General features: G+C 71.3%; 19 protein-coding genes. 8 read left to right on the forward strand and 11 right to left on the reverse strand.

The window, feature by feature from the left end:
• Window positions 1-14: 14 nt before the first annotated feature.
• From ACWCRD_RS33185 to ACWCRD_RS33205, 5 genes are all read right to left on the reverse strand, one after another.
• Window positions 15-1163, reverse strand: coding sequence for a HoxN/HupN/NixA family nickel/cobalt transporter (locus ACWCRD_RS33185; protein WP_450969438.1), 1149 nt, complete (start codon window positions 1161-1163; stop codon window positions 15-17).
• 141 nt (window positions 1164-1304) lie between these two features.
• Window positions 1305-2159 (reverse strand): proteasome subunit beta, encoded by an 855-nt coding sequence (gene prcB / locus ACWCRD_RS33190; protein WP_450969439.1) that lies wholly within the window; start codon window positions 2157-2159, stop codon window positions 1305-1307.
• A 272-nt stretch (window positions 2160-2431) separates the two neighbouring features.
• A complete protein-coding gene (locus tag ACWCRD_RS33195) occupies window positions 2432-4768 on the reverse strand; it encodes a glycoside hydrolase family 65 protein (protein WP_450969440.1) in 2337 nt (778 codons plus the stop codon).
• Window positions 4765-5517 (reverse strand): HAD family hydrolase, encoded by a 753-nt coding sequence (locus ACWCRD_RS33200; protein ID WP_450969441.1) that lies wholly within the window; start codon window positions 5515-5517, stop codon window positions 4765-4767. Before ACWCRD_RS33200 ends, ACWCRD_RS33195 begins: the two co-directional genes overlap by 4 nt.
• Before the next feature lie 55 nt (window positions 5518-5572).
• Window positions 5573-5968, reverse strand: a complete 396-nt coding sequence (locus tag ACWCRD_RS33205) for a YybH family protein (RefSeq protein WP_450969442.1) — start codon at window positions 5966-5968, stop codon at window positions 5573-5575.
• A 101-nt stretch (window positions 5969-6069) separates the two neighbouring features.
• Between ACWCRD_RS33205 and ACWCRD_RS33210 the strand changes: the two genes are divergently transcribed.
• Window positions 6070-6723 carry a nucleoside/nucleotide kinase family protein gene (locus tag ACWCRD_RS33210; protein ID WP_450969443.1) on the forward strand — a complete coding sequence of 218 codons (654 nt, stop codon included), beginning with the start codon at window positions 6070-6072 and terminating at the stop codon, window positions 6721-6723.
• Here ACWCRD_RS33210 and ACWCRD_RS33215 read toward each other — a convergent pair.
• The 6 genes from ACWCRD_RS33215 to ACWCRD_RS33240 form a co-directional block, all read right to left on the reverse strand.
• Window positions 6713-8545 carry a hypothetical protein gene (locus tag ACWCRD_RS33215; RefSeq protein ID WP_450969444.1) on the reverse strand — a complete coding sequence of 611 codons (1833 nt, stop codon included), beginning with the start codon at window positions 8543-8545 and terminating at the stop codon, window positions 6713-6715. The two genes, ACWCRD_RS33210 and ACWCRD_RS33215, sit on opposite strands and share 11 nt — an antisense overlap.
• 13 nt (window positions 8546-8558) lie before the next feature.
• Complete coding sequence (locus ACWCRD_RS33220) at window positions 8559-10265, reverse strand: hypothetical protein (protein WP_450969445.1); 1707 nt, start codon at window positions 10263-10265, stop codon at window positions 8559-8561.
• 2 nt (window positions 10266-10267) lie between these two features.
• Window positions 10268-11170: a carbohydrate ABC transporter permease gene (locus ACWCRD_RS33225; RefSeq protein ID WP_030937935.1), complete on the reverse strand. Its 903-nt coding sequence runs from the start codon at window positions 11168-11170 to the stop codon at window positions 10268-10270.
• On the reverse strand, window positions 11167-12078 hold the full coding sequence (locus ACWCRD_RS33230; RefSeq protein ID WP_450969446.1) for a carbohydrate ABC transporter permease: 912 nt from the start codon (window positions 12076-12078) through the stop codon (window positions 11167-11169). The genes ACWCRD_RS33225 and ACWCRD_RS33230 overlap by 4 nt, the downstream gene beginning before the upstream one ends.
• Window positions 12079-12194: 116 nt before the next feature.
• Window positions 12195-13526: an ABC transporter substrate-binding protein gene (locus ACWCRD_RS33235; protein WP_450969447.1), complete on the reverse strand. Its 1332-nt coding sequence runs from the start codon at window positions 13524-13526 to the stop codon at window positions 12195-12197.
• Between the two features lie 274 nt (window positions 13527-13800).
• Window positions 13801-14934: an ROK family transcriptional regulator gene (locus ACWCRD_RS33240; RefSeq protein WP_450969448.1), complete on the reverse strand. Its 1134-nt coding sequence runs from the start codon at window positions 14932-14934 to the stop codon at window positions 13801-13803.
• Between the two features lie 230 nt (window positions 14935-15164).
• Between ACWCRD_RS33240 and ACWCRD_RS33245 the strand changes: the two genes are divergently transcribed.
• The 7 genes from ACWCRD_RS33245 to ACWCRD_RS33275 all read left to right on the forward strand — a co-directional run bounded on the left by ACWCRD_RS33245 (window position 15165) and on the right by ACWCRD_RS33275 (window position 24916).
• Window positions 15165-16064: an N-acetylglucosamine kinase gene (locus ACWCRD_RS33245; protein WP_450969449.1), complete on the forward strand. Its 900-nt coding sequence runs from the start codon at window positions 15165-15167 to the stop codon at window positions 16062-16064.
• 200 nt (window positions 16065-16264) lie between these two features.
• Window positions 16265-18193, forward strand: coding sequence for a phosphatase PAP2 family protein (locus ACWCRD_RS33250; RefSeq protein ID WP_450969450.1), 1929 nt, complete (start codon window positions 16265-16267; stop codon window positions 18191-18193).
• A gap of 116 nt (window positions 18194-18309) precedes the next feature.
• Window positions 18310-19992 (forward strand): ArnT family glycosyltransferase, encoded by a 1683-nt coding sequence (locus ACWCRD_RS33255; RefSeq protein WP_450969451.1) that lies wholly within the window; start codon window positions 18310-18312, stop codon window positions 19990-19992.
• Window positions 19993-20081: 89 nt separating this feature from the next.
• Window positions 20082-21005, forward strand: coding sequence for a MurR/RpiR family transcriptional regulator (locus ACWCRD_RS33260; RefSeq protein ID WP_450969452.1), 924 nt, complete (start codon window positions 20082-20084; stop codon window positions 21003-21005).
• 410 nt (window positions 21006-21415) lie between these two features.
• The gene (locus ACWCRD_RS33265) at window positions 21416-21790 is read left to right on the forward strand and encodes a hypothetical protein (RefSeq protein ID WP_450969453.1); all 375 of its coding nucleotides are present in this window, start codon (window positions 21416-21418) and stop codon (window positions 21788-21790) included.
• A gap of 59 nt (window positions 21791-21849) precedes the next feature.
• Window positions 21850-22416, forward strand: a complete 567-nt coding sequence (locus ACWCRD_RS33270; RefSeq protein WP_450969454.1) for an antibiotic biosynthesis monooxygenase — start codon at window positions 21850-21852, stop codon at window positions 22414-22416.
• Window positions 22417-22618: 202 nt separating this feature from the next.
• On the forward strand, window positions 22619-24916 hold the full coding sequence (locus tag ACWCRD_RS33275; protein ID WP_450969504.1) for a PP2C family protein-serine/threonine phosphatase: 2298 nt from the start codon (window positions 22619-22621) through the stop codon (window positions 24914-24916).
• Window positions 24917-24924 lie beyond the last annotated feature (8 nt).

Here is a 24924-nt window from a genome sequence, read left to right on the forward strand (position 1 = left end):
AACGGACGGCGGGTCTAGTCCGCGGGCTGCTGCGCGGGCCGGGACAGGCCCGCCGTCCACTTCTCCTCGATGCGGCCCAGCTTCCACACCAGCAGGGCCGCGATCCAGGTGGCGAGGAACAGGCCGACGATGGCGAAGCCGACGGTGTTGAGGTCGAGGCCGGCGATCCAGTCCCAGAACGCGCCGTGCAGATCGAGCTTCTGGGCGAGCAGGCCGAGGAGTTCGACGGTGCCGATGAGCAGGGCGACGGCGACCGAGAGGCCGGTGATGGTGAGGTTGTAGTAGACCTTGCGGACCGGTTTGGAGAACGCCCAGTCGTAGGCGAAGTTCATGAACGAGCCGTCGATGGTGTCGAGGAGCGACATGCCGGCGGCGAACAGGACGGGCAGGCACAGGATCGCGTACCAGGGCAGTCCCGAGGCGGCGCCGGAGCCGGCCAGCACGAGCAGCGCTATCTCGGTGGCGGTGTCGAAGCCGAGGCCGAAGAGCAGGCCGAGCGGGTACATGTGCCAGGGCTTGGTGACCGACCTCATCACGCGGCCCAGCAGGCGGTTCATGAAGCCGCGGTTGCCCAGCTGCTCCTCCAGGGCCGCCTCGTCGAAGTCACCGGAGCGCATCCGGCGGAAGACCTTCCAGATTCCCGCCATGATCACGAGGTTGATGATCGCGATGAGGTAGAGGAAGGTCCCGGAGACGGTCGTGCCGATGAGGCCGGTGATGTCGTGCAGCCGTGAGTGGTCGTCACGGACCGGTCCGGCCACGGCCTTGACGCCGAAGGAGAGCAGCAGCGCCAGGGCGAAGACGACGCTGGAGTGCCCGAGCGAGAACCAGAAGCCGACGGACAGAGGCCGCTGCCCCTCGCCCATCAGTTTGCGGGTGGTGTTGTCGATCGCGGCGATGTGGTCCGCGTCGAAGGCGTGCCGCATGCCGAGCGTGTAGGCGGTGACGCCGATGCCGACACCGAAGGACTGCTTGCCGACGCTGTAGTGCTCGGGGGCGACGATGCCGACGAGCGTGAACCAGCCGACGAGGTGCAGGGCGAGGACGAAGGCGGCCATCCCGCCGATCCTGGTCCACTCCTCCCGTGTCATCGAGGTGCGGACACGGTGCCAGGCGGAGGCCCTGGCGGGGAGCGGCGGAGCGGTGTCGGGTGCGGCCGTCATACGGGGAGGTCTTCCTTCGGGTGCACAGCGGCTGCGGTCCGCAGCCATATGCCATCCTCCCGTACTTGCAAAACATGTGCAGCAAAGGTCGCGGCAGCTCTTCCCCATGGAAGGGGAAAGACGATCGTGCGGGGCCCGTGCTCAGGGAGTGGCGGTCGGCCCGTCCGGGCGGCTGCGGCGGTGCTCGACCATCTCGCGGCTCAGCGCCTCCGTCTCGGACTCCGGCAGCCGCTCGAAGCCCTCCTCGGTGATCACCGAAATGATGGGGAAGATACGGCGGTTGATGTCCGGGCCGCCGGTCGCGGAGTCGTCGTCGGCCGCGTCGTAGAGCGCCTGCAGGGCGGCCAGGGCCGCCTCCCGCCGGTCCATGCCCTTGCGGAACAGCTTCTTGAGCGCGCCCCGGGCGTACGGCGATCCGGAGCCCTCGGCGTGGAAGTCCGTCTTCTCGTACAGGCCGCCGGCGACGTCGAAGCTGAAGATGCGGCCCTTCTCGCCGTCCGGGGCCGCCTCGTCGTAGCCGGTCAGAAGCGGTACGACGGCGAGGCCCTGCATGGCCTGGCCGAGGTTCTGCCGGATCATCCCGGCCAGGCGCCTCGCCTTGGCGTTGAGGGTCATCGGGATGCCCTCGATCTTCTCGAAGTGCGTCAGCTCGACCTGGTACAGCTTCACCATGTCCAGGGCCAGTCCGACGGAGCCGGCGAAGGCCACGGCGGTGTGGTCGTCCGCGGGGTGCACCTTCTCCAAATCGCGCTGGGCGATGAGGTTGCCCATCGTGGCGCGGCGGTCGCCGGCGATCAGCACACCGTCACGGTAGGCGAGTGCCAGCACGGTGGTGCCGTGCGGGAACCGGCCGGGCTCGGCGCGGACGCCATCGGGGAACGGCGGCCGGGTGGGCAGCAGTTCGGGGCGGTGGGCGGCCAGGAACTCGCTGAAGGACGCGGTTCCCGGAGTGAAGAACTCCTCCCCCAGCCGGCCACCGGTGTCGCTCACTGTCATGCCACTCCCCCTTCTCGTCGGCCGGACACCCGACTCCTACCTGAACCGGGGCCCCGGGAAACGCCGTCCCGGTTTCCGCAGTAACCGCCGGGGCCACGAACAGGTGCATCGTGCCGAAGCGGCGGGGGCCCGGAGCGGGCGTCCGGTCCCGCCGGACGTCCGCCGTGGAGTTGGCGTCGTCGCCGGTGCCGGCCGAGGCGCAGCTGGTGTATCGGGGCGAGACGGCCGCGCCGACCACCTGCCGCCCGGCATGCGGGCGAACGCCCGACGCCCTAGCGCGGGCTGCGGTGCGGTGGCTGTTGCGGGGCCGGGCGGGACGGGAGTTGGGGGGTTGCTCGGACGACGGGGCCGTCGTCGTCCAGGGTCACGGGGGTTTCGTGATGGCGGATGGTCAGGGGCGGGCCGGACAGCAGGGTGTACGTGGCCTTGTCGGGGCCGACCTCCACGCGCAGGCGGCGGCCGAGGAGCTGGAGGGAGAAGGCCAGGCGGCTGAACCGCTCGGGCAGCCGCGGGGCGAAGCGCAGCGTGTCGCCGTCGCGGCGCAGTCCGCCGAAACCGGCCACCAGGGCCGTCCAGGTGCCGGCGAGGGACGCGATGTGCAACCCGTCACGCGTGTTGTGCTGCAGGTCCGCAAGATCCATCAGCGCCGACTCGGCCGTGTACGCGTAGGCGAGGTCCAGATGGCCGGCCTGGGCGGCGATCACGGCCTGGACGCTCGCCGACAGCGAGGAGTCCCGGACGGTGAGGGGCTCGTAGTAGGCGAAGTTGCGGGCTATGTGCTCGTCGTCGAAGTGGCTGCCGCAGGTGTACATCGCGAGCACCAGGTCGGCCTGTTTGACGACCTGTTTGCGGTAGAGGTCGAAATAGGGGAAGTGCAGCATCAGCGGGTACTGGTCCGGCCGTGTGCGGTCGAAGTCCCAGCGCTGGTAGCGGGTGAAGCCGGCGTGCTGCTCGTGCACGCCGAGTTCGTGGTTGTACGGGATGTGCATGGCCTCTGCGGCGTCCCGCCAGGCCGCGCTCTCCTCGTCGTCGACACCCAGCCGCGCGGCCCGCTCCGGGTGCCGCTTGCAGGCGTCCGCGGCCGCCAGCAGGTTCGCGCGCGCCATGAGGTTGGTGTACGTGTTGTCGTCGGCGACCGCGCTGTACTCGTCAGGCCCGGTGACGCCGTCGATGTGGAAGGCGCCTTCGTGGTCGTGGTGCCCCAGCGAGCGCCACAGCCGGGCCGTCTCCACCAGCAGCTCGATCCCGGCGTCCCGCTCGAACTGCTCGTCCCCGCTGGCCGCCGTGTACCGCACGACGGCGTCGGCGACGGCGGCGTTCACATGGAAGGCGGCGGTGCCGGCCGGCCAGTACGCCGAGCCTTCCGAGCCCTCGATGGTGCGCCAGGGGAACGCGGCGCCGTTCAGGCCGAGCTGGGCGGCGCGTTCCCGGGCGGCGGGCAGGGTGCTGTGCCGCCAGCGCAGCGCCTCGGCCACGGCCTCGGGCGCGGTGTAGGTGAGCAGGGGCAGCACGAAGGCCTCGGTGTCCCAGAAGGCGTGGCCGTCGTAGCCGGAGCCGGTCAGGCCCTTGGCGGGGATCGCGCGCTGTTCGGCGCGGGCGCCGGCCTGCAGCACGTGGAAGAGGGCGAAGCGGACGGCCTGCTGGATCTCCTCGTCGCCGTCGACCTCGACGTCGGCGCGCGCCCAGAAGTCGTCGAGATACGCGCGCTGTTCCTCCACGAGGCCCGCCCAGCCGCCCACCGCGGCGGCCGCGAGGGCCGCGTCGACCTGGTCACTCATCGCCGGTTTGGAGCGGGTGGCGGACCAGCCGTGGGCGACGAGCTTCTCCACCCGCAGCCGCTCGCCCGGTTCGAGGACGGAGGTGACGGTGAGGCGGGCGACGTCCTCGTTGCTCTCGCTGCCGGTGGTGGTCCCGTCCGGACCGGTCACGACGTGGTCGGCGCCCACGGCGACGCGCTGGCCGGTGCGCCGGGTGCGGTGCACGAGGCGCAGCCGGGATCCCTCGGCGAAGGCCTCCTCCGCCTCCAGGGGCGACTGCAGGGCCACGGCCGCCCGTGGGTCGCCCCTGCGCTCGGGCAGTTGCTCGTTGGCGACGAGCTCCGACTGGACGACCACACGCGTGCGCGTGCCGACGGCCTCGACCTCATAGGCTACGGCGGCGATCGCCCGCTGGGACAGCGAGACGAGCCGGGTCGAGCGGACGCGGATCGTCGTACCGGCCGGCGAGACCCACTCGCAGACCCGCTCCAGCACTCCCCTGCGCAGGTCGAGGGTGCGCTCGTGGGAGACGAGGCGGCCGTAGCGCAGGTCGAAGGGCTCGTCGTCGACCAGCAGGCGCAGGACCTTGCCGTTGGTGACGTTGATGACGGTCTGGCCGGACTCCGGGTAGCCGTAGCCGGCCTCCGCGTAGGGCAGCGGGTGCAGTTCGTGGACGCCGCCGAGATAGGAGCCGGGCAGGCCGTGCGGTTCGCCCTCGTCGAGGTTGCCGCGCCAGCCGACGTGGCCGTTGGACAGCGCGAAGACGGACTCGCTCTGCGCCAGGACGTCGAGGCCCAGCTCCGTCTCGCGCACGGCCCAGGGTTCGACGGTGTACGACCGGTGGGTGATCACGCCCGGCCTCCCAGTTCGGCGAGGTCCTTCACGACCACGTCCGCGCCGTGGGCGTACAGCGCGTCGGTCTGTCCCACGCGGTCGACGCCGACGACGTACCCGAAGTGGCCGGACCGGCCGGCGTCCATGCCGGCGAGGGCGTCCTCGAAGACGGCCGCGCGCGACGGCTCGATCCCGAGGTCACGGGCGGCCTCGAGGAAGGTGTCGGGGCGCGGTTTGCCGGGCAGTTTCCGCTCGGCCGCCACGACACCGTCGATGCGGACCTCGAAGAGGCCCTCGGCGTGGATCGAGCGCAGCACGTCACGGGTGTTGGCGCTGGAGGAGACGATCGCGGTGCGCAGACCATGGGCTCGTACGGCCTCGATGTAGCGCAGGGTGCCCTCGTATGCCTCGACGCCCTGGGTGCGGATCCGCTCCAGGAGCAGGACGTTCTTGCGGTTGCCGAGGCCGTGGACGGTCGCCTTGTCGGGCGGGTCGTCGGGGGATCCCTCGGGCAGTTCGATGCCCCGGGAGGCGAGGAAGGTGCGGACGCCGTCGGCGCGGGGGCGCCCGTCGACGTACTCGTCGTAGTCGGCCGTGGCGTCGAAGGGCCGGAACTGCTCGCCGTCCCGCTCGCGCAGGAAAGCGTCGAAAGTCTCCTTCCAGGCGGCGGCGTGCACGACGGCCGTCCGGGTCACGACCCCGTCGAGGTCGAAGAGGCAGGCCTGGATGGCTTCGGGGAGACCGAGGGGAGGACCGAGCTGCGTCATAGGGGTCCGGTTCCCCCGTTCGGGGACATCCAGCTTGTGGCGCACGCCACAGCGGTCAGTCGTGCGGGAACGAGTGGTGCTCGTGTGCGACCAGCCAGCGGCCGCCCTCCTTGCGCAGGCCGAGCGTCAACCGCAGCCGGACGGCGGGTCGTTCGGCCAGCTCCTCGGGTGTGCCGCAGCGCAGCAGCGCGTGCGCGTAGGCGACATCGGTGCCGGCCGTGACGTCCAGGGACTCGATGTCGAAGCAGGCGCCCTGCGCCTGCCACTCGAAGAACGGCGGCCAGGTCGCGCGGTAGGCGGCGAGGCCGTGGAGGCCCTCGTGCGGCGGCGGGACGTCGTACATCACGATGTCCTCGGTGTGGTCCGCGAGGACGCCGTCGAGGTCGCCCCGGTGAACGGCCTCGGCCCACTTCGTGATCAGTGCGCGGATCTGCGCCGCGTCGTCGGGCACGGCACGCTCCTTTCCCGTACGGACCTGTGTCGGCCTGTGGGGATACGACTCCCCGTCCGGCCGGAAATCATCGCCGCCGGCCGGGTGACACACTCTGCTGTGTGCCGCTGACTTTCGACGACCTCCTCACTCGTGCCCGCACCCTCGTCCGCCCCGGCCGGCGCGCGCTCCTGGGCATTTCCGGCAGCCCCGGCGCCGGCAAGACGACGCTCGCCGAGAACCTCGTACGGGAGCTGAACGGCGCCGGGGAGCCCTGGGTCGCGCACGTCCCCATGGACGGCTTCCACCTCGCCGATGTCGAGCTGGAGCGGCTGGGCCGCCGGGACCGCAAGGGAGCGCCCGACACCTTCGACGCGGCCGGGTATGCGGCGCTGCTGGGGCGCCTGCGCGAGAGCGAAGAAGGAGACGTGGTGTACGCGCCGGGGTTCGAGCGGGTGCTGGAGCAGCCCATTGCGGGCGCCGTACCGGTGCCGCCGACGGCCCGGCTGGTGGTGACCGAGGGCAACTACCTGCTGCTTGAGACGGGGGCCTGGCCCCGCGTGCGCGGCCGGCTCGACGAGGTGTGGTTCTGCGAACTGGACGAAGAAGAACGCCTCCGCCGGCTGATCGCCCGGCACGAGGAGTTCGGCAAGGGACATGAGGAGGCGCTGGAGTGGGTGCTGCGCAGCGACCAGCGCAATGCGGAGCTGGTCGCCGCGACCCGCGACCGGGCGGACCTGGTGGTGCCGGTGGGTGAACTCGCGCTCAAGAGCTGACGGCGCGGAGCGTCAGCTGCGGCTCTCCCCGTTCGTCGTCGGCGCCGATCACCGCGGTGAAGGCGGAGGTTCCGATGCGCAGCCCGTCCCCGTCCCGTTCGACGGCCACCGTGAGCGGCGCCGCGGAGCCGTACCGTACGGCGAACACATGCAGGTCGTCCGGTGCGCCCGGAACCGGGCCCGCCTCCAGGGCGGTGGAGCTCACCAGGTGGCGCCAGCCCTCGTCGGGGTTGCCGTAGCCGCGCGGATCGGCGGCGAGCGCGAACGCCGCCTGTTCCTGGGTGAGTTCCGCGCGGGCGTCGAAGTGCTCCGCGCCCTGCGCCTGCGGATGGGTCAGCCGGAGCGTGCCCGCCGACGCCACCGCGCCCTCTGCCGTCCGGCGCACCCGGTCGCCGTCGTCGGCCGCGTAGGGCAGTCCGGCGAGCAGATACGGCTCTGAGGGCAGGCGCTCCACGGCGACCGTCGTCCACAGGCTCGTGCCGTCGGTGACGTACAGGGACCGCACGTGCCGCAGGACGTGGTCGCGGCCGACCACCGGCTTGGTGACCAGCTTCGCCGCCAGACCGTCGGCGCGCACGTCCCTGACCCGGACTTCGCCCATGGGACGGCAGAACACGAATCCGTCCAGCACCGGGCCGAAGCCGTGCTGGCGGTTCACGGCCGCCGGCAGGTAGTAGGTGCCGCCCGCCTCGACCACCGACGGGGTCATACGGTCGTCGAAGGCCACCGAGACGGTGCCCGCCCGCAGCTGGTGGCGCACGGGCTCGGTCGAGGGCGTGCGGTGCCAGCGGGTGGGGTCCTGGATCTGCCAGACCAGCATCCAGGCGAAGTGCCCGTCGACGCCGCCGTCGGGCGCTGCCGCGTGCCGCCCCCAGCGGGTGTCGCCGCGGTAGCGGCCCAGGTCGGAACCGATACGGCGGCTGAAGTAGCGCAGGCCGAGGACCGACTCGAAGCCGGAGTGCTGCTCGCTGTAGCGGGGACCGCCGTTGTCGAAGCCGCCGCCGGTGAGGCGGGCGTCGATGTAGCGGGCGAGTGCGTCGCCGTCCTCGGCGAAGATCTCCTCGCCGCTGACCCGGTGGGCCTGGGCGAGGAAGGAGAGGGAGATCGGGCCGTAGTTGTTGTCGTAGGCGCCGCCGTGCTCGGGAGGCAGCAGGGCGCCCCGGTCGGGCACCCGGTGCGCGCGGATCTTCTCGGTGTAGAGGCCGATCGCCCGGGCGCGGACCGACTCCCCTTCCTGCGGCGGGAGATGGCGTGCCAGCATCAGGCCGCCGACCACGCAGCCGATGGCCTGGTTTCCGGCCTCCTGCGGGTTGAAGAAGGTCGCCTCGGTCAGCCAGCGCCAGTAACCCCGTGCCACGTCGAGCAGTTGGGCCCGCTGGCCGGCGTCGACCAGTCCGTCCGGCGCGTCGAGGATGTCGACCGCCTGGAGCAGCGCCCACACCGTGCTCGGCCAGTCGCCGATGGGATGGGCGCCCGCCTCCAGGACGTAACGGGCGTACGGCAAGCCGGAGTTGCGGATCCGCAGATTCGGGTAGCCGGGGTTGTCCTCGGTGTAGACGCGCTCGTTCAGGTGGAAGGCGAGGCTGCGGTGCACCGCCCCGGGCAGTCTCGGGTCCTTGGTGCGCTGCAGGGCGAGCACCAGCAGGGACGTGATCCCGAGCGAGGTGTCGCCGATGTCGTCGACGCAGTCGGGGTGTTCGAGGTTGCCCTCGGGGGTGAGGCGCGCGAGGGCCTGCTCGGTGACGTCGGCGAGGACGGCGTCGTATGCCTCCGGGGTGTCCGGCAGGTCGTGCAGCGGCCCGAGCTGGCGTGGGAGGTGCAAGGAGATCAGCCCTTCATGCCTGAGATGTGGCGCGCAGTGTGAGGGTCAGTGTCTGCGGCCCGTGTCCGCCGAGGTAGACGCGGTTCCCGGTCGTCGCGTCGGTGCCGCCGACCACGGTGTAGTCCTGCCCCGGGTCGTAGCGCAGCACGTCGCTCCGGTCCGGTCCGGCGAGCGGTTCACCCGTCTCGACGGCGGCCTCGACCCGGATCTCGTCGTCGCCGACACGGTAGGCCAACGGCTCGGTCGTCAGGCACCAGCGTCCGTCGCCGAGCGGTACGGCGCCCTGCGGCTCGCCGCCCGGCCGGAAGGTCAGTTCGAGGGCCCAGGGCACCGATGGGCCGCTGATGTCGATCCGCAGGTCGGCCCCGTCCTCCCGCAGGTCGACCTCGACTCGGGTCGTGTGGGAGACCTCGTCCTGAGGGCGGTCGGGGAAGGCCATCGCCGCGGAGAAGCGGCCCTCGTCCACGAGACGGTAGGCGCCGTCGTCGCGCCTTCGGTCCTCCGGGAGCGGCTGGTAGTAGGCGGTGGTGAGGGTTTGGGTGAGCCGGTACCGGTTGTCGGCGAGCTGTTGCATGTCGGCGGCGCGGAACGGGCCCAGGTCGAAGAACCCCCGCGAGAGGCGGACCGCGTCGAGGACGGCGTCTCCGGCGAACAGGCGCAGGAGGGTGGGGTTGCAGGCGAGGCCCGAGCGGATGCGCTGGTGCTGGGGCACGTCGGAGCCGCCGTACACCACGGTGTGCGCGGTGGCGGAGACGTGTGCGGCGAGGCGTGCGGTGCGGAGGTACCGGTCGCGCGGGAGCTTCTCCGCGTCCGGGGCCGGCAGGGCGCGGCACAGATCCGGGGTGAGGAGGGTCTGGGCGAGCAGGTCGGGGTCGTTGATGCCGTCGGCGGCCGCCAGGCGGGCCGCGCGGGCGAAGTCGCCCCGGCCGGTGCGGATCGCGAGCAGCCGGTAGTGCGGCAGGTAGGGCCACAGCGCGAACGACTGCGTCTGGTCCTGGCGGCGCGAGTGGACGGTCTCCACCGTGCCGTCCGGCCTGATCAGGTCCAGGGTCGTGGCGAGGTTGCGTTCGACGGCGTCCAGCAGGTCGCTGCGCCCGAGCACCTCGGCCAGCAACAGCAGCGACGGGTTGGTGACGATGGACGCGTAGACGGCGCTGCGTTCCGAGTACAGGCCGTCCGTGTCGATGTCGATGCCCTCGGCGAGCCACTCCTCGACACGGGCGAGCAGCCGGTCGTCCGGGAACGAGCGGTGCAGCCGGGCCAGCGCCGCGGACAGCTCCCAGCGGTGGTTCGGGGTGTGCACCCCGCCGGTCAGGAGCGGGCCGGTGGCGCCGCCCGCGATGTCGGCGAGCGCCGCCGTGACGTCGGCCAGTTCCGGCCCTGCGCCTGCGGCGAGGACGTGCGCGTCGCACACATCGTTGACGGTGAACGCGGAGTCCGGCGGCGACTGCACGTTGTCGCCGCCCGCGAAGAGGCCGGAGGCCGTCTGCATGGACCGCAGGGCACGGAGGTGGGTCAGCGCGGCGGCGACGGCCCGCTCGCTGCCGTGCAGGGCCGACTCCGGCGAGCGGTACGCCGCGACCAGGGTCTTCACCCGCCTTGCAAGGGTGCGGTGCGGCCCGATGACTTCCGCCGACGGGCCGGCCGCCAGCGGGGCGGCCGGCCCGTCGGCGGCGAGCGCCACCGCGCGGACGAACTCGTGGTCGAGCGGGCTGGGCAAGGTCAGTCCTTCAGTCCGGCGTTGATGTCGGCGCCCATGACGTAGCGCTGGAAGACCAGGAAGATCACGATCAGGGGGATCATGGAGATGACCGAGGCGCCGAGCAGGACCGACCAGTTGATGTTCTGGGCGCCGACGATGCTCTGGATGCCGATCTGCACGGTGAACTTGTTGGGGTCGTTGAGCATCAGCAGCGGCCAGATGTAGTCGTTCCACCGCCACTGGAAGGACAGGATGGCGAGGGTCAGCATGATGGGCCGGGAGAGCGGCACCATGATCCGCAGGAAGATCGACAGTTCGCGGGCGCCGTCGATGCGGGCGGCTTCCACGAGCTCGTCGGGAACGGTCAGGAAGAACTGGCGGAACATGAAGCAGCCGGTCGCGGTGAGCACGGCCGGGAAGATGATGCCGGCGAACGAGTTGTAGAGGCCGAGGTTGCGCACCACCAGGAACTCCGGGGCCAGCATGACCTCGCCCGGCAGCATCGTGGTGGCCAGGATGCAGAGGAAGAACGCCTTCAGCCATCTGTTGTCGTACTTGGCCAGCGCATACCCGGTGCAGCAGCTCACTCCCACCGTGAGGATCGTCGTGATCACACACACGATGGTCGTGTTGATGAAGAACTGGGAGAAGTTGGCACTGCGCCAAGCCGTCAGGTAGCCCGAGAGGGTGGGGTGGTGCGGAACCAGCGTCAGCGGATAGGAGAACAGGTCGCTGGCCGGCTTGAGGGAGCTGAGGATGAACCACAGCACCGGCAGCCCGTAGAGGCACGCGAGGATCCACAGCAGGGTCGTCGCGGACACCGCCTGCCGGATCCCGCCGCTCGCCGCGCCGCGGGTCCGCTTCTTGGAAACAGTCCGTCCGGGACCGGCGTCGACCTTGCGGGGCATGTCTGTGGTTGTCATCGGTTCTCCACCCGCCGGTTGACGATCAGCTGGATGATCGCGACGGCCATCAGGATGAGCATGAGCACGAACGACGCGGCGCTCGCGTAGCCGATCTGGCCCCGTTGGAAGCCGGTCTGGTAGATGTACTGGACAAGGAGGTTGTTCGACGTTCCGGGTCCGCCGTTGTTGAGGGAGACGAACACCGGGTATTCCTTCATCGCGTTGATCGTGTTGAGCAGGATGACGATGAAGGAGGTCGGTGCGATGCTCGGCAGCGTGATGCTGACGAACTGGCGCCATGGTCCGGCACCGTCGAGCGATGCCGCCTCGTAGTACGACACCGGTACGTTCTTGATCGCCGCGATGAACAGCAGCATCGTGAAACCGGTCCACATCCAGGACGCCGCCATCACCACCACGAGCAGCGACAGGTCCGCATCCGACTGCCACGGAACGGCACTTCCGCCGAGCTTCTCGATGACGTAGTTGACCAGGCCGAAGTTCTCGCCGAACAGCCAGCGCCACAGGACACCCACGACGATGGGCGACAGCAGCCACGGGATGAAGAAGATGACACGCGCGACCGATGTGCCCTTGGCGTGCTTGTTCACCACCAGGTTGGCGGCGAGCAGTGAGAGCGCGAAGTTCAGCGGTACGAAGAGCACGGTGTACAGGAGCGTCCGGGTCAGCGCGTCGTAGAACGTGGAGTCCCCGAACAGGTTGTGGTAGTTGTCCAGTCCGATGAACTGGAACGCACCCACACCGGTGTAGTTCGTGAAGGAGTAGACGAGCCCGATCACCGCCGGCCAGACGAAGAACAGCGCGAAGAGCACGACATTGGCCGCGATGAGGACGAGCGGCGCAAGGGTGTACTTGCTGCGTCTGCTGGGCGGGCTCGCGGACACGACCGAGGCGCGTTTTGTCATCTTCCTGACTCCGTGCTGGTGGATTGGGTTGCGGCGGGTTCACGCCATGAGCCCGGCATCGTGTGGGCGTTCAGGGCCGGGGGCGGCGTCTGCGACACCGCCCCCGGCCCTGTGGCCTACGATCCGCCGCCGACCTGCTGGTTGTAGCCGGCCACGATGTTCTCCAGGGCCTTGTCGGCCGACTGCTGGCCGTTGATCGCCTTGCCGAGCTCCGTCTTGGTCGGGTCGGTGGTGAGGCTCTTGCCCTTCAGCACCCAGTCCGTCTGCGCGCCGTTGAAGTAGCCGGAGATCGGGGCGTACAGCGGGATCTCCTCGTTGTACAGCTTGAACGCCGACTGCGCCGCGTCGGACTTGAAGGGGTAGTTCGGGTTCAGACCGCTCTCGACCGGGAGGAATCCGGAGCTCTCGACCAGTTCGGTGTACTGCTTCGGGTCGTACACCCAGGTCATGAACTTCTTCGCGGCGGTGGCCGCGGCGCCGTTGTTGTTGAAGCCCACCATCAGGCCGCCGCTGTTGACGTCACTGGCCTGCACCGGCTCGGCGGGGGTCGGGACGCTCGCCCAGTCGAACTTCTTGATGCTGTCCGCGAACGCGGCGACCTGCCACACGCCGGACCAGTAGGCGACCACGTCACCGCTCTGGAACATCGCGGACGGGTCGGCACCGCTGGTCCACACCGACTTCGGCATGGTCTTGTCGTCGTTCCATCCGACGAAGGTGTTCACGGCCTTCTTCGTCGCAGCGTCCACCGAGAACTTGCCGGAGGAGTCCGCGTGGACGTACTTCCCGCCCATCTCGTAGACCATGGCGCGCAGCCGCGAGGGCGACTGGTCGAAGGTCAGGGAGTACTTGGCGCCGGTCTTCTCCCGGACCTTGTTCGCGGCCGCGGTGAAGTCGGTCCAGGTCCAGGTCTTCGAGGGCGAGGTGGGGAAGGAGACGCCGGCCTTCTGGAAGAGCGTCTTGTTGATGAACAGGCCGGACGCGGTGACGTCCGAGGGGATGGCCAGCACCTTGCCGGACGAGTCCTTGGCGAGGAAGTTGGCGTTGATGTTGTAGCTCTTGTTGCCGGCGATGGAGCTCAGGTCGATCAGCTTGTTCGACCAGATCGGGTCCAGCGCCGGCACGGCCGCCACGTCGGGCAGAGCGTTCGCCTGCGCGGAGTTGTGCAGCTTCGTCGTGTAGCCGTCGTAGGGGATGTTGACGAGCTTGACGTCGACGCCGGCTTCCTTCTTGTACTGCGCCACCAGCTTCTTCCAGCCCGCGTCCTGCCCCGGAACCGTGGAGATCCAGAACGTCAGGGACTTGGAGTTCCCGCCCGAGCCGGACCCCGACCCGCCGCAGGCGGTGAGCAGAAGGGCACCTGCCGTGGCCACGGCAGCGAGGGGAACCACACGGCTTATGCCGCCGCGGCCGAGTCGGCGGGAGCGCCGCACACCCACACTGGTCATTTTCTTCCCTTTTCGTCGTACTGGACGGAGCACGGCGCCAGCCGAGGCGGCACGGGTGCATTTTGCAGGAAATTTCGCTTTCCGGGGGCACGGCCTCGCCCGGCCGCGTCGCCTGGAGCGGGCGGCGTCCCCGGCCATGAGGGCCGTCGTCGCACAAGCACGCCCTCGTGCGACTGCCGTACTTCGCGTACGGGCGGGAGGCTCACCCGGAGTCGGCGTCCCGGCCGACTTAGAAAGCGCTTGTCCGGACATTGGCACGTCGAGTCGGAGGCCGTCAATCCTTAGCCCCCGCGGCCTCGGTCACGGTTTGGACTCCTCGCGAAACCGCGAGCCGGGCGGCGCCCACGACGGTGCCGAGATCACCGACCGTGCTGCTGACGACTTCGGTGGGCCAGCTCAGCCGGGCGAGTTCCGCCCGCACACCGGGCAGTATCTGCGGGTCCGCGCCGGTGCTGCCGCCCAGGACGATCAGTCCCGGGTCCAGTACGGCGGTCACGGCGGCGGCGAGACGGCCGACGTCGGTGGCATGGCGGCCGATCACGGCGCGGGCCGCCGCCCGGCCCTCCTCTGCCAGGGCGAAGAGCTGCTCGGCGGTGCGCGGGCGGGGCCCCTCCTCGTCCGGCCAGGCCGCGGCCGCCCGCCGCAGCAGCGAACGGGCGCCGATGTACTCCTCCAGGGCCTCATGACGCGGCTCGCGGCCGTCGTCCCAGGGGTAGGGCAGCCGGGCCAGCTCACCGGCGGCGCCGTTGGCCCCGCGCAGCACCTGGCCGCCCACCACGATACCGAGGCCGATACCGACACCGATCCGCAGATAGCCGAAGGTGTGCCGGCCGAGCGCGGCGCCCTCGTGCAGTTCGGCGAGCGCGGCGCAGTTGACGTTGTTCTCCAGGTGGACGGGAACGCCCGGCGGCAGGGCGACGGCCATGGCGTCGAAGACGGGGCCCGCCTTGGCCGTGGCGGGGCGCATCCGGGCGCCCTCCTTCTCGCGTGCGGTGACGTCGCCGACGGCGACGACGACGGTGCGCAGCGGGGCGCCGGCGGGCAACGCGACGAGTGCCTCGCGCACCACGTCGGCGGCCTCCTCCCGGGTGCCGGTGGCCTGGGCGAGCAGGGTGCCGTCCAGGGCGCAGCCACGCACCCGGGTCAGGGCCGGACCGAGGTCGACGGCGAGTACGGTCCCGGCGGCGGGTCCGAGGCCGTAGACGGCGGCGGAACGGCCCGTGCCGCCGGACGCGGTGCCGGAGTGGGCGGCGAGCCGCGCGCTCTCCAGCTCCGCGACGGCGGAGGACACGGTGGGTTTGGACAGGCCCGCAAGGCTGGCGAGCTGCGGCCGGGTCGCGCTGCCCGCCTCGGCGAGCACGGCGAATACCGCGCTTGCGCTCTCGGTCAGACGGGGGGCTTCCGCCACGTCGTGTATCACAGTTCTCCCACGGGTCACGGGCCGCTCAGTGGTCGAGTGCGCGATGCCTCTTGACGCACTGTACTTCGTTAGTTAACTTCCTAACGAACTTCACGGTACTCGCCTGCCGTGTCCGCCAGAAGCCCGTCCCGGGGCTTCCCTAGTTCACCAACTCCCTTAATCTCAGGCACGGTTCGCCCGACCGTCGCGCCCAGTGCAACGACGAAAAAAGAGGTTCCGTGCAGGACTCCACGCCCCTCGCGGTCGGCATCGACGTGGGCGGCACCAAGACACAGCTGCGTGCCTACGCCGGTACGGAGCTTGTCGCCGACCATGTCCGGACGAGCAGCGGCTGGCGGCCGCACGACCCCGTGGCCGCCGCCGGCTGGCTGGCGGCGCTGGCCGCCGACGCGCTGCCGACGGGCGCCCGCCCGTCGGCCGTCGCCGTGGGCGGCCACGCCTGTGAGACCCCGCGCCAGTGCGCCGCGATACGTACCGCCCTGCAACAGCACTTCGGCACGCCCGCGCTGGTCGTGGGCGACGCCGAGCTGCTCGTGCCCGCCGCGGGACTGGACAAGGGCGTCGGCCTGGTCGCCGGTACCGGTTCCGTCGCGGTGGGCCGGCTCACCGACGGGACCTCCGTCCAGGTCGGCGGCTGGGGCGCGGTGCTCGGCGACGAGGGTGGCGCGGCCGGTCTCGTCCGCGAGGCCGCACGGGCCGCATGGGCGGCGCACGACCGCGGGGAGGAACCCGACGAACTCGCCCGGGGTCTCCTCTCGTCCTTCGACGTCTCCGAAGTACCGGCGCTCGGCGCCGCGTTGGAGAGCGCCACGGACGTCTCCGCCCAGTGGGGCCGGCACGCGCCGGTCGTGTTCGCGGCCGCCGAGGCGGGCTCACCGATCGCCCGAGCGGTGATCACTGAGGCCGGCCGTTCGCTGGCCGCGCTCGTGGAACGGCTCGCCGCGCGCGGGGTCGTGGTGGACGACGTGGTGGTCGCGGGCAGCACCGTCCTCGCCCAGGCCTCCCTGTACGGCGCGTTCGCGACGGCGCTCGCGAGGTCCGTGCCGGGAGCACGCCCGCAGCCGCTGCGCGCACCGCCGGTGCAGGGTGCGGTGGCGCTGGCCCGTTCGATCCTGTGAACCGGTCGGCCCGCGTTCACGCACCCGACACGTCACGGCCGCCGGGCCCTCGCCGACGGGACAGGACCCGGCCGTAGATCTTCGCTCAAAGCTTCACGGGACGCACCGGATTCGCACATCTCATGCGTCCCGCGGGACACCTCTGATCGCACGATCTCCTCCCCGGCCGCAGGGCCGCAGAACTGAAGAGAGGCACACGCATGCCGTCACCTGCCGGGCACCGCTCCTCCTCGAAGGCCGGTCGACCGACCGTGAACAGGCGGGGGTTCCTCAAGACCTCCCTGGGCGCCTCGGCCGGTGTGCTGGCCGCGCCCACCTTCGTCTCGTGGCTGGGTGCCGCCGACGCCAAGGCCGCCACGACGCCCGCGGCGTTCGTCGACGACTACAGGACCAACCTCCCGACGAACCTCACGCCGGAGACCAACGCGGTCGTCCGTGTGCTGGGCGGGTTCGCGCAGATATGGAAGACCGGCGGCGCCTGGAACACCGGCACTCCCCTGCGGCCCGAGATACTGCGCGCCAACATGCGCTACTGCGCCCGCATCACCGCCGCGCGCACCGACGCGCAGGCGAAGGAGGCGTTCCTCTACGACCGCCAGCACCAGAGCTACGCCATGATCGCGGGCCTGGGACCGCTGGCCGACCTCTACAAGGCGGGCGCCAAGGCCGTCACCTCGATCACCAGCGCCCCCGACGGCACACCGCCCACCAAGATCGACGACGCAGTGCCGGCGGACGCCCCGGCCGGCTCCGCCCTCGGCGCCGGCTCGCACGACTCCGCACTCGGCAAGGTGGCCGAACTGGTCGACACGCTCCGCGGCAACTGGGCCTCGGGCAACCCGTCCAAGTACGCCTACCTGTACCCGCGTCCATGGCGCATGAACGAGGACAGCGAGGTCGTCGACACGGGGAGGACAGACGCCCTCGGCTTCCCCGTCTACGACTCGAAGGTGATCGTCGCCCCGCAGCTGCTGCGCCAGCGCAGCACCTCCCCGGCGGACGACGGCGGCTTCCCCAGCGGCCACACCAACGCCTTCCACCTGGCGGGCCTGGCCTACGCGTACGCCGTTCCGGAGCGTTTCCAGGAGCTGGTGACACGAGCGCTCGAACTCAGCCACACCCGGATCATGGCCGGCATGCACTCCACGGTCGACGTCATCGGCGGCCGCATCATGGCCACCGCGCTGGCCGCCGCCACCCTGGCCGACCCGGCGAACGCCGCCCTCAAGGCCGCGGCCCGCGCCCAGGCCCTCGCCTACTTCGAGGCGCAGACCGGCACCACGGCCGACACCCTGTACGCCTACGCGCACTCGGACGCCACCGACCCGTACGCGGACCGGGAGGCCAACGCGCGTGCGGTCAGGCCCCGGCTGACGTACGTGCTGACCCGTCACGGCCGCAGCGAGCCGCTGACCGTGCCGAAGGGCGCGGAGGTGCTGCTGGAGACGCGGCTGCCGTACCTGGACGCCGACCAGCGGCGCGAGGTGCTGCGCACGACCGCGCTGCCCTCCGGGTATGTGCTGCTGGACGGCTTCGAGCAGTGGGGGCGGCTCAACCTGTTCGCCGCGGCGGACGGTTACGGCGCCTTCGACTCCGATGTGACCGTCACGCTCGACGCGGCAGCGGGCGGCTTCGGCGCGGCCGACAGCTGGCGCAACGACATCTGCGGCGACGGCGGCCTGACCAAGCGGGGCAGCGGCACGCTCACCCTGACCGGCCACAACAAGTTCACGGGCGGCACCGTGGTGAAGGACGGCGTGCTGGTCGCCGCCTCGTCCCACGCGCTGGGCCACGGCGAGGTCCGGGTGTCGGGCGGCACGCTGCGGCTGCAGCGGCCCGTGCAGGTGCACGGCGTATACGCGCAGGAGTCGGGTGCGCTGGAGCTGACGCTGCGCTCGGGCCACGAGCCCGCCCTCGAGGTCACGCGCCGGGCTGTGCTGGGCAGGGGGAGCGTGCTGACGCTGCACCTGGACGCCGACAAGCCACCCGTTGCGGGCAGCAAGGTGCGCGTCCTGTGCGCTGCGGGGCTGCGCGGCCAGTTCGACCGCATCGAGCTGAACTCCGACCGGCTGCGGGCCGTACCCGTCTACACGACGGAAGGTCTGTCGGTACGACTCCTGAAGCGGTGACGACCTGGGGAGCCAGGTCGTAGGGCCCGGGAGGCGGGAGCTGATGCGACAGTAGGGCCCATGGAACGGGTCCGGATCGCTCCCGCCCCCTCGCGGTCCGTGTCACCGCGGGGCGGATGATGGCGCACGAACAGCACTCGGTCCTCGAGCCGGGCACACACGACGACGAGGAACACCGGCCGCCGGCGACGGCCCCCGAGCGGTCGGACCGCCCGCGCGGGCGGTGGCTGCTGCCGCTCCTCGTCGTCGCGCTGCTGGCCCAGATGGCCGCGGCGATGGTCACCACCGCCGTGCAGCAGACGCCGACGATCGACGAGCCCGTCTACGTCGCCACGGCCGCCGACTATCTGCACGAGCACCGGGTGCGTCTCAACCCCGAGCATCCCCCGCTCGGCAAGCTGGTCATCGCGGTGGGGGTGGCGATCGCAGGTCCGCACGTCGACACCTCGTACAAAGGTGATCAGGGGCAGTCCGGGCGGCATCTGCTGTACGAGTCCGGCAACGATCCATGGCGGTTGATGTTCTGGGCGCGCCTCCCGATGATCGTGCTGACGCTGCTGTTCGGGCTGGTCGTGTTCGCCTTCGCCCGTGAACTCGCGGGCGCCGCGGCCGGGTTGGCGGCGCTCGCCCTGTACGCCTTCTCCCCCGATGTGATCGCCCACGGCTCGCTGGCCACGCTCGACGTGCCCGCGGCCGGGTTCGTGCTGACCTCGGCCTGGCTGCTGTGGCGGGCGCGTCGGCGGCCCCGGCTGTATGTGCCGCTGGCCGGGGTGGCGCTCGGGGCGGGGCTGGCGACCAAGATGAGCGTGCTCCCGGCGGTTCCGGTGCTGCTGGCGCTGGCCGCCTGGTCGGTGTGGCGGGCGGGAGCCGAGAACCGCCGCAAGAGGGCGGCTCTCAGTGCCGGCGTGGCGGCGGTGGCCGCGGTCGCCGTCGTGTGGGCGTCGTATCTGGTGGTCGACCCAAGGCTGCGGTGGACGCCGGAGCAGCCCGTGCCCGCGGTGCACGGGGTGAAGGGGCTGCTCGTGCGGCTGCTGCCGTTGCCGGCGTCCTACCGGGACGGGATGCGCATTCAGTTCGGTCTGGAGAACTACCCGTGGCAGGGCTTCCTGTTCGGGCATCTGTACACCGGGTCCCGCTGGTACTACCTGCCGGCCGCCCTGCTGGTGAAGACGCCGCTCGGCATGCTCGCCCTGTGGGTGGCCGGGGCCGTGGTGCTGACAGCGGTGCGACGGCTGCGGCCCGCGGCGCCGTACGTACTGGTGCCCGCCGGTGTGCTGCTGGCCGCCGCCATGACCGGGTCGCGGGACTTCGGGACCCGGTACGCGATTTTCGTGCCGATGTTCCTGGCGGTGGCCGCGGGCTGTGTGCTCGCCGTGCGCCGGCGGTGGGCGCCGCTCGTGACGGGAGCGCTGCTGGTGTTCGTCGCGGTCAGCTCGCTGCTGACGTATCCGTACTATCTGCCGTACTCCAACGAGGCGTTCGGCGGTCCCGCCGAGACCCGTCTGCGGCTGCACGACTCCAACGTGGACTGGGGGCAGGACCTGGGGCGGCTCGCCGACCGGCTGCACCAGCGCTACCGCGGCGAGCGGATCTGGCTGGTGTACAAGGGCAGCGGAGTGCCGTCGTACTACGGCATCGACGCGCCCGATCCGCGTCAGGTGCCCCCGCCTCAGGTGCACGGGCTGCTCGTCGTGTCGGACTCGGCGGTGGCCAAGGCTCAAGGCCGGCTGGCCGCGTTGATCCGCAGCAGTCGTCCGGTCGACGACGTCGGGCATTCGATCACGATCTACCGCCGGTGACGTCGGCGCCGGATGCCGCCGCACAAGCCCTGGTCACGAAGGTGTGTGGGCTATGTTGAAGCACTGTGGGAGACAAAGGAGGCGCACCGGTGTCATCGCCGCAGCAGGCACGTGCACAGGCATCCGCGATCACCTCGGGCAAGACGGCTCCGGAAGCCGAGGCCGCCCCGGCCTCCCAGCTCAGGACACTCTTCGACCGGCCCCGGCTCTCCCCCGGCCAGCGGCGCATCGCCCAGTACCTCATCGAGCACATCACCGAAGCGGCCTTCCTGTCGATCACCGACCTCGCCGAACGCGTCGGTGTGAGCCAGCCCTCGGTGACGCGGTTCGCCGCGGCGGTCGGCTTCAGCGGCTACCCCGCGCTGCGCGAGAAGCTCCAGTCGATCGCCCTCGGCACCCTGGCCGGCGGCCCCGCCGCGACCGAGGAGAACGGCAGCAACGAGCTGCAGGCGGCGGTCGACGCCGAGATCGAGAACCTGGAGAACCTGCGGCGTGACTTCGCCGACCCCGACCAGCTGATCGAGCTCGGCCGCAAGCTGTCGGCGTCCACGCCCCTGACCGTCCTGGGCCTGCGCATCTCCGTCTCGTTGGCCGAGTACTTCGCCTACGCCGCGCGCCGTATCCACCCGGACGTGCGGCTGGTGACGCGGGGCGGCAGCGTCGCCTACGACGCGCTGTTGCAGTCGCGTGAGGCGGGCGGCACCTGGGTGCTGGCCTTCTCGATGCCCCGGCACGCCCAGGAGACGCTCACGGCCGTCCGGGTCGCGCGCAGTGCCGGGCTGAAGGTCGCCCTGGTCACGGACCTGGCGCTGGGGCTCGTGGCCGACGAGGCCGACATCGTCTTCGCCACCGGCACCGGCTCCCGCCTGGTCTTCGACTCCTACGCGGCACCCGGCGTGATCGCCGCCGCGCTGCTGCAGGCCATGACCGACGCCGATCCCGAGCGCACCCAGGCACGGCTCGAGGAGTACGAGCAGATCTCCGACCAGCACCAGTTCTTCCTGCGCGACTGATCCGGCGTCCCCGACCGGTGTTACAGCGGAATTACAAAGGGACCTTTCGCAACATACTGCGCATGAATGTTTTCATGCTTCTTGCAAACCGGACGGCATATATAAATACTTCTCACGGATCGCGCACCGGCCCACTCCGGACACGTTCCGCACCCTGTCCCCACCCGCATCAGCCCGGAGAAAGCCGACGGTCCGCCCATGCGCCTACACCATCCCCGCGCCGGCACCGTCTGCTCTCCCGGGCTCCTGCACGGACACCCGAAGCCGCCGTCTCCTACCCGCGTCGGCGCCCAGGGTGTTCGGTCGGGCCTCGCCTCCGCGAGCGCCCTTGGCGGCCCCGGTCATCCCCTAGACCGGGGCCGCCCGCCCACGTCGGACCACCCCCACACGACGCCGCACACCCGGAAGCGATGATCATGCAACTGACGACGACGCGCATCAGTGCGGACTGGCCCTGCCAGGTCAAGACGCCCGGCTCCTACGACTGGGAGCGCTCGGCGGCCAAGTGGCTGCGCGAACTGGTGCCGGCCCGCTACGGCAGCTACCCGGCCCTGATGCGCCACCCCGTGCTGCTGGCCCGCCATGCGCAGATCCAGGTGCAGCACGAGATCCGGGTCGCGCGCACCGCGCTGCAGACCGCACGCGCCGATCTGCCCGCGCTCGGCCTGCCCGAGTCGGTCATCGAGCACACGATCAAGCTGTACGCGGCGGAGGTGCTGCAGCTCCAGCACATCGCGCGCAGTGTCCGCGCGGTCTCCCAGGCGTTGGTCGACTCGGGGCGCTGACCGCGGCGGGCCGGGCCTGCACGGCATGATTCGCGCCGCGCGTGGCACACGTGGTGAGCATGAGCACCACCCAGTTGCGCCGGCGCGATCCGGTCACCACGGTACTGACCTGGCAGGTGCGCCCCGGCCGTGAAGCGGAGTTCGAGGACTGGACGCGTGGGATCACCCGCTGCGCCAGTCGGTTCCCGGGCAACGAGGGCGTCTCCTGGCTGCGTCCCGAGGACGGCCCCCGGTATCACGCGGTGCTGCGCTGGTCCGATCCACAGCGTCTGGCGCGGTGGCTGGAGTCCGCTGAACGGGCCGAGTGGCATGCGCGGATCGAGGGGATCGCCACAGAGGTGGACGACGAGCGGCAGTCGACCACCGGGATGGAGACCTGGTTCAGCCTGCCGGGCACCACGGCACAGTCCCCGCCCCGCTGGAAGATGGTGCTGACCACGTTCCTCGGCGCCTATCCGTTCACCCTGCTGATCCAGTGGCTGGTGACGCCCCGCACCACGGCCTGGCCCCTGCCGCTCAGGGCGGCTGTGTTCCCCTGCCTGCTACTGCCGGTGCTGACCTATCTGGTCATGCCGCTGCTCAGCCGGTTGTTCCGGTTGTGGCTGTACCCGCCGCCGGACGACTGACAGGCCCGACGGACCCGGCGTCCACTTGGACACGCCGTCCCTTCTCCTTTCGAGTGAAGCCCGCTCAGGCTGGACCACGATCGAACCCGCCCTGTTGTGCGATGCTCGACGCGTGACGAGTAAGCCCGACACCCCGGCGGAACCCCGCACCGCTGCCGACACCGTCGCGCTGGCCCAGGTCGTCGCCAGGCAGCGCGCCGAGATGGACCGGCTGCGCCACCTGGCGGCCATGTCGGCTGTGCTGGAGCAGGCCAAGGGTGTGGTCATGGCACTGACCGGCTGCTCCTCCGGCGCCGCCGAGAAGGAGCTGCAGCGACGGGCGGCAGCCGCCGACCGCACCGTGCTGGAGGAGTGCTGGATCACCCTCGGCAGCCTGCCGCCGCCGGGCGGTGCCGTCCCCGTCCCGGAGCCCGCCGTCCTGACCGAAGCCGCCGTGCCGCCCTCGCGGAACGCGGCAGCCCACTGGGGTGCCGCGGCGCTCGGCGCTCTCGGCAGGGAGCTCGTCCGTGTCACCACGCCGCAGGACCTCGCCGCCTGCCTGCTGGAGCAGCTTGCCCCCGAGGTGGGCGCCGACGCGGTCATGATCTATGCGCGACCGCCCGCCGGAGGGCTCGAACTGATCGGCCACGCCGGCATCGACGCCACCCTCGCCGCCCAGTGGCAGCAGATCCCGCCGATGAACCGGGTACCCGCCCTCCAGGCCCTGCGGGCGGGCGAGCCGCTCTGGCTGGAGGACGCCGCCGCGGACCGCAAGCGTTACGTGCTGATCGGGAACCCGTCCGAACGCTGGGCGTCCCGCGCCTGGCTGCCGGTGCCGACCGGTGCCTCACCGAGCGTCTGCATCGGAATCCTGCGCACCCGCAACGGGCCGTTCAGCGCGAGCGAGCGGGCTCATCTGAAGGCCGCCGTCCGGCTGTGCGCCGGACGTCTGCGGGACTTCCCCACCGGTCCGCAGGCCGCCGTCGACGCCACCGAAGCCGTGCAGGCCCTGCAGACCGTCTTCGAAGCGCTGCCCGGCGCGGCCATGCTGCTCACTCCGCTGCCCGGCACCTCGGGCATGATCGACGACTACCGCATCGACGCCGCCACCGCGCAGGCCGCCGACGTGGTCGGCGGCGCCGGATCCGACCTGGTCGGCCGGCGGTTCCAGGAGGCCTGCCCGGCCCTGGCGGGCGAGCCGCTGTGGCAGGGCCTGCGCAGCGCGCTGGCCACCGGAAAGCCGTACGAGAGCGCGCCGTTCGCGCACCAGGAGGTCGTGGACGGTGTCGCGGAGCTGTCCACCTACACGGTGCGGGCGGCCCGGCTGGGCGACGGGCTGTTCGTGACGTGGGTGCGGCACGGTTCCTCGGACCGGCAGGAACAGCGCCTCGCGGACGTGCAGCGGCTGGGGAGTCTCGGCTGGGCGAGCTGGAGCCTGGTCACGCACGAGGCCACCTGGTCCTCGCAGGTCTTCGAGCTCCTCGGCCGCGACCTGGGCGAAGGCCCGGTCGGCCTCACCGACCTGCCCGGGCTCGCCCTGCCCTCGGACGCCCCCGCGCTGGCCCGTGCCATCGGCGAACTCCTGGGTGCCGGCCGCCCCTTCGACGTCCCGTTCCGCATCAGGACGGCGGACGGGCTGCGGCATCTGCGGGCCGTCGCCGAGGCCGTGCCGGACGCCGCCGGTAGGCCCCTCGAGGTGCACGGCGTCGTACAGGACCTCACCGCACAGCGCAGCGCGGAGCTCGCCCTCGTCGAGAGCGAGCGGGCCGTGCTCAGCCAGCACGATGTGCTGCGCGCCGAGCGGACGCTGGCCGGCCGGCTGCAGCACGCCCTGCTGCCCCTGCCCACCCGGCCCGTGCGCCTGGCGGGGCTGCGTGTCGAAGTGGCCTATCTGCCCGCCCAGTCGGGCACCCACGTCGGCGGTGACTGGTTCAGCGCCATCGAACTGCCCGACGGGGAAGCCCTCTTCGTCGTCGGCGACGTGGCCGGTCACGGCATAGACGCGGTCGCCACGATGGCCCAGCTCCGCTTCACCGCCAAGGGCATGGTCATCACCGGGTCCTCGCTGACGGGAGCGCTCGCCCGGCTCAACACACTGCTGCTGCACTCCCGCGGACCCCATGGCACCGCGACCATGGTCCTCGCCCGCTACGACCCCGCCGAGCGCAGGCTGATCTGGGCGCAGGCCGGCCATCCGCCGCCGCTGCTGCTGCGCGACGGCCAGGCGCACTATCTCGACCGCCCCAGCGGCATGCTGCTCGGCGCGAGCACGGCGCCGGACTTCGCGGAGGCCGAGTTGACCCTCGCACCCGGCGACCGTGTCCTCCTGTACACGGACGGCCTGGTCGAGCGGCCCGCGGAGGACCTCGACCGAGGCCTGAAACGGCTCTCCGAGGCCGTCCTCAGCCACCACAACGACGAGCCCGGCTCCCTGGCGCCCATGCTCGCCGCCATGCTGGAGGGTGAGCGGCGGGACGACGTCTGTGTGCTCGACATCCGGGTGCCTGCGGATCCGCGGTAGGCGGCGGG

The sequence above is a fragment of the Streptomyces sp. NPDC002092 genome (genome assembly GCF_053593775.1).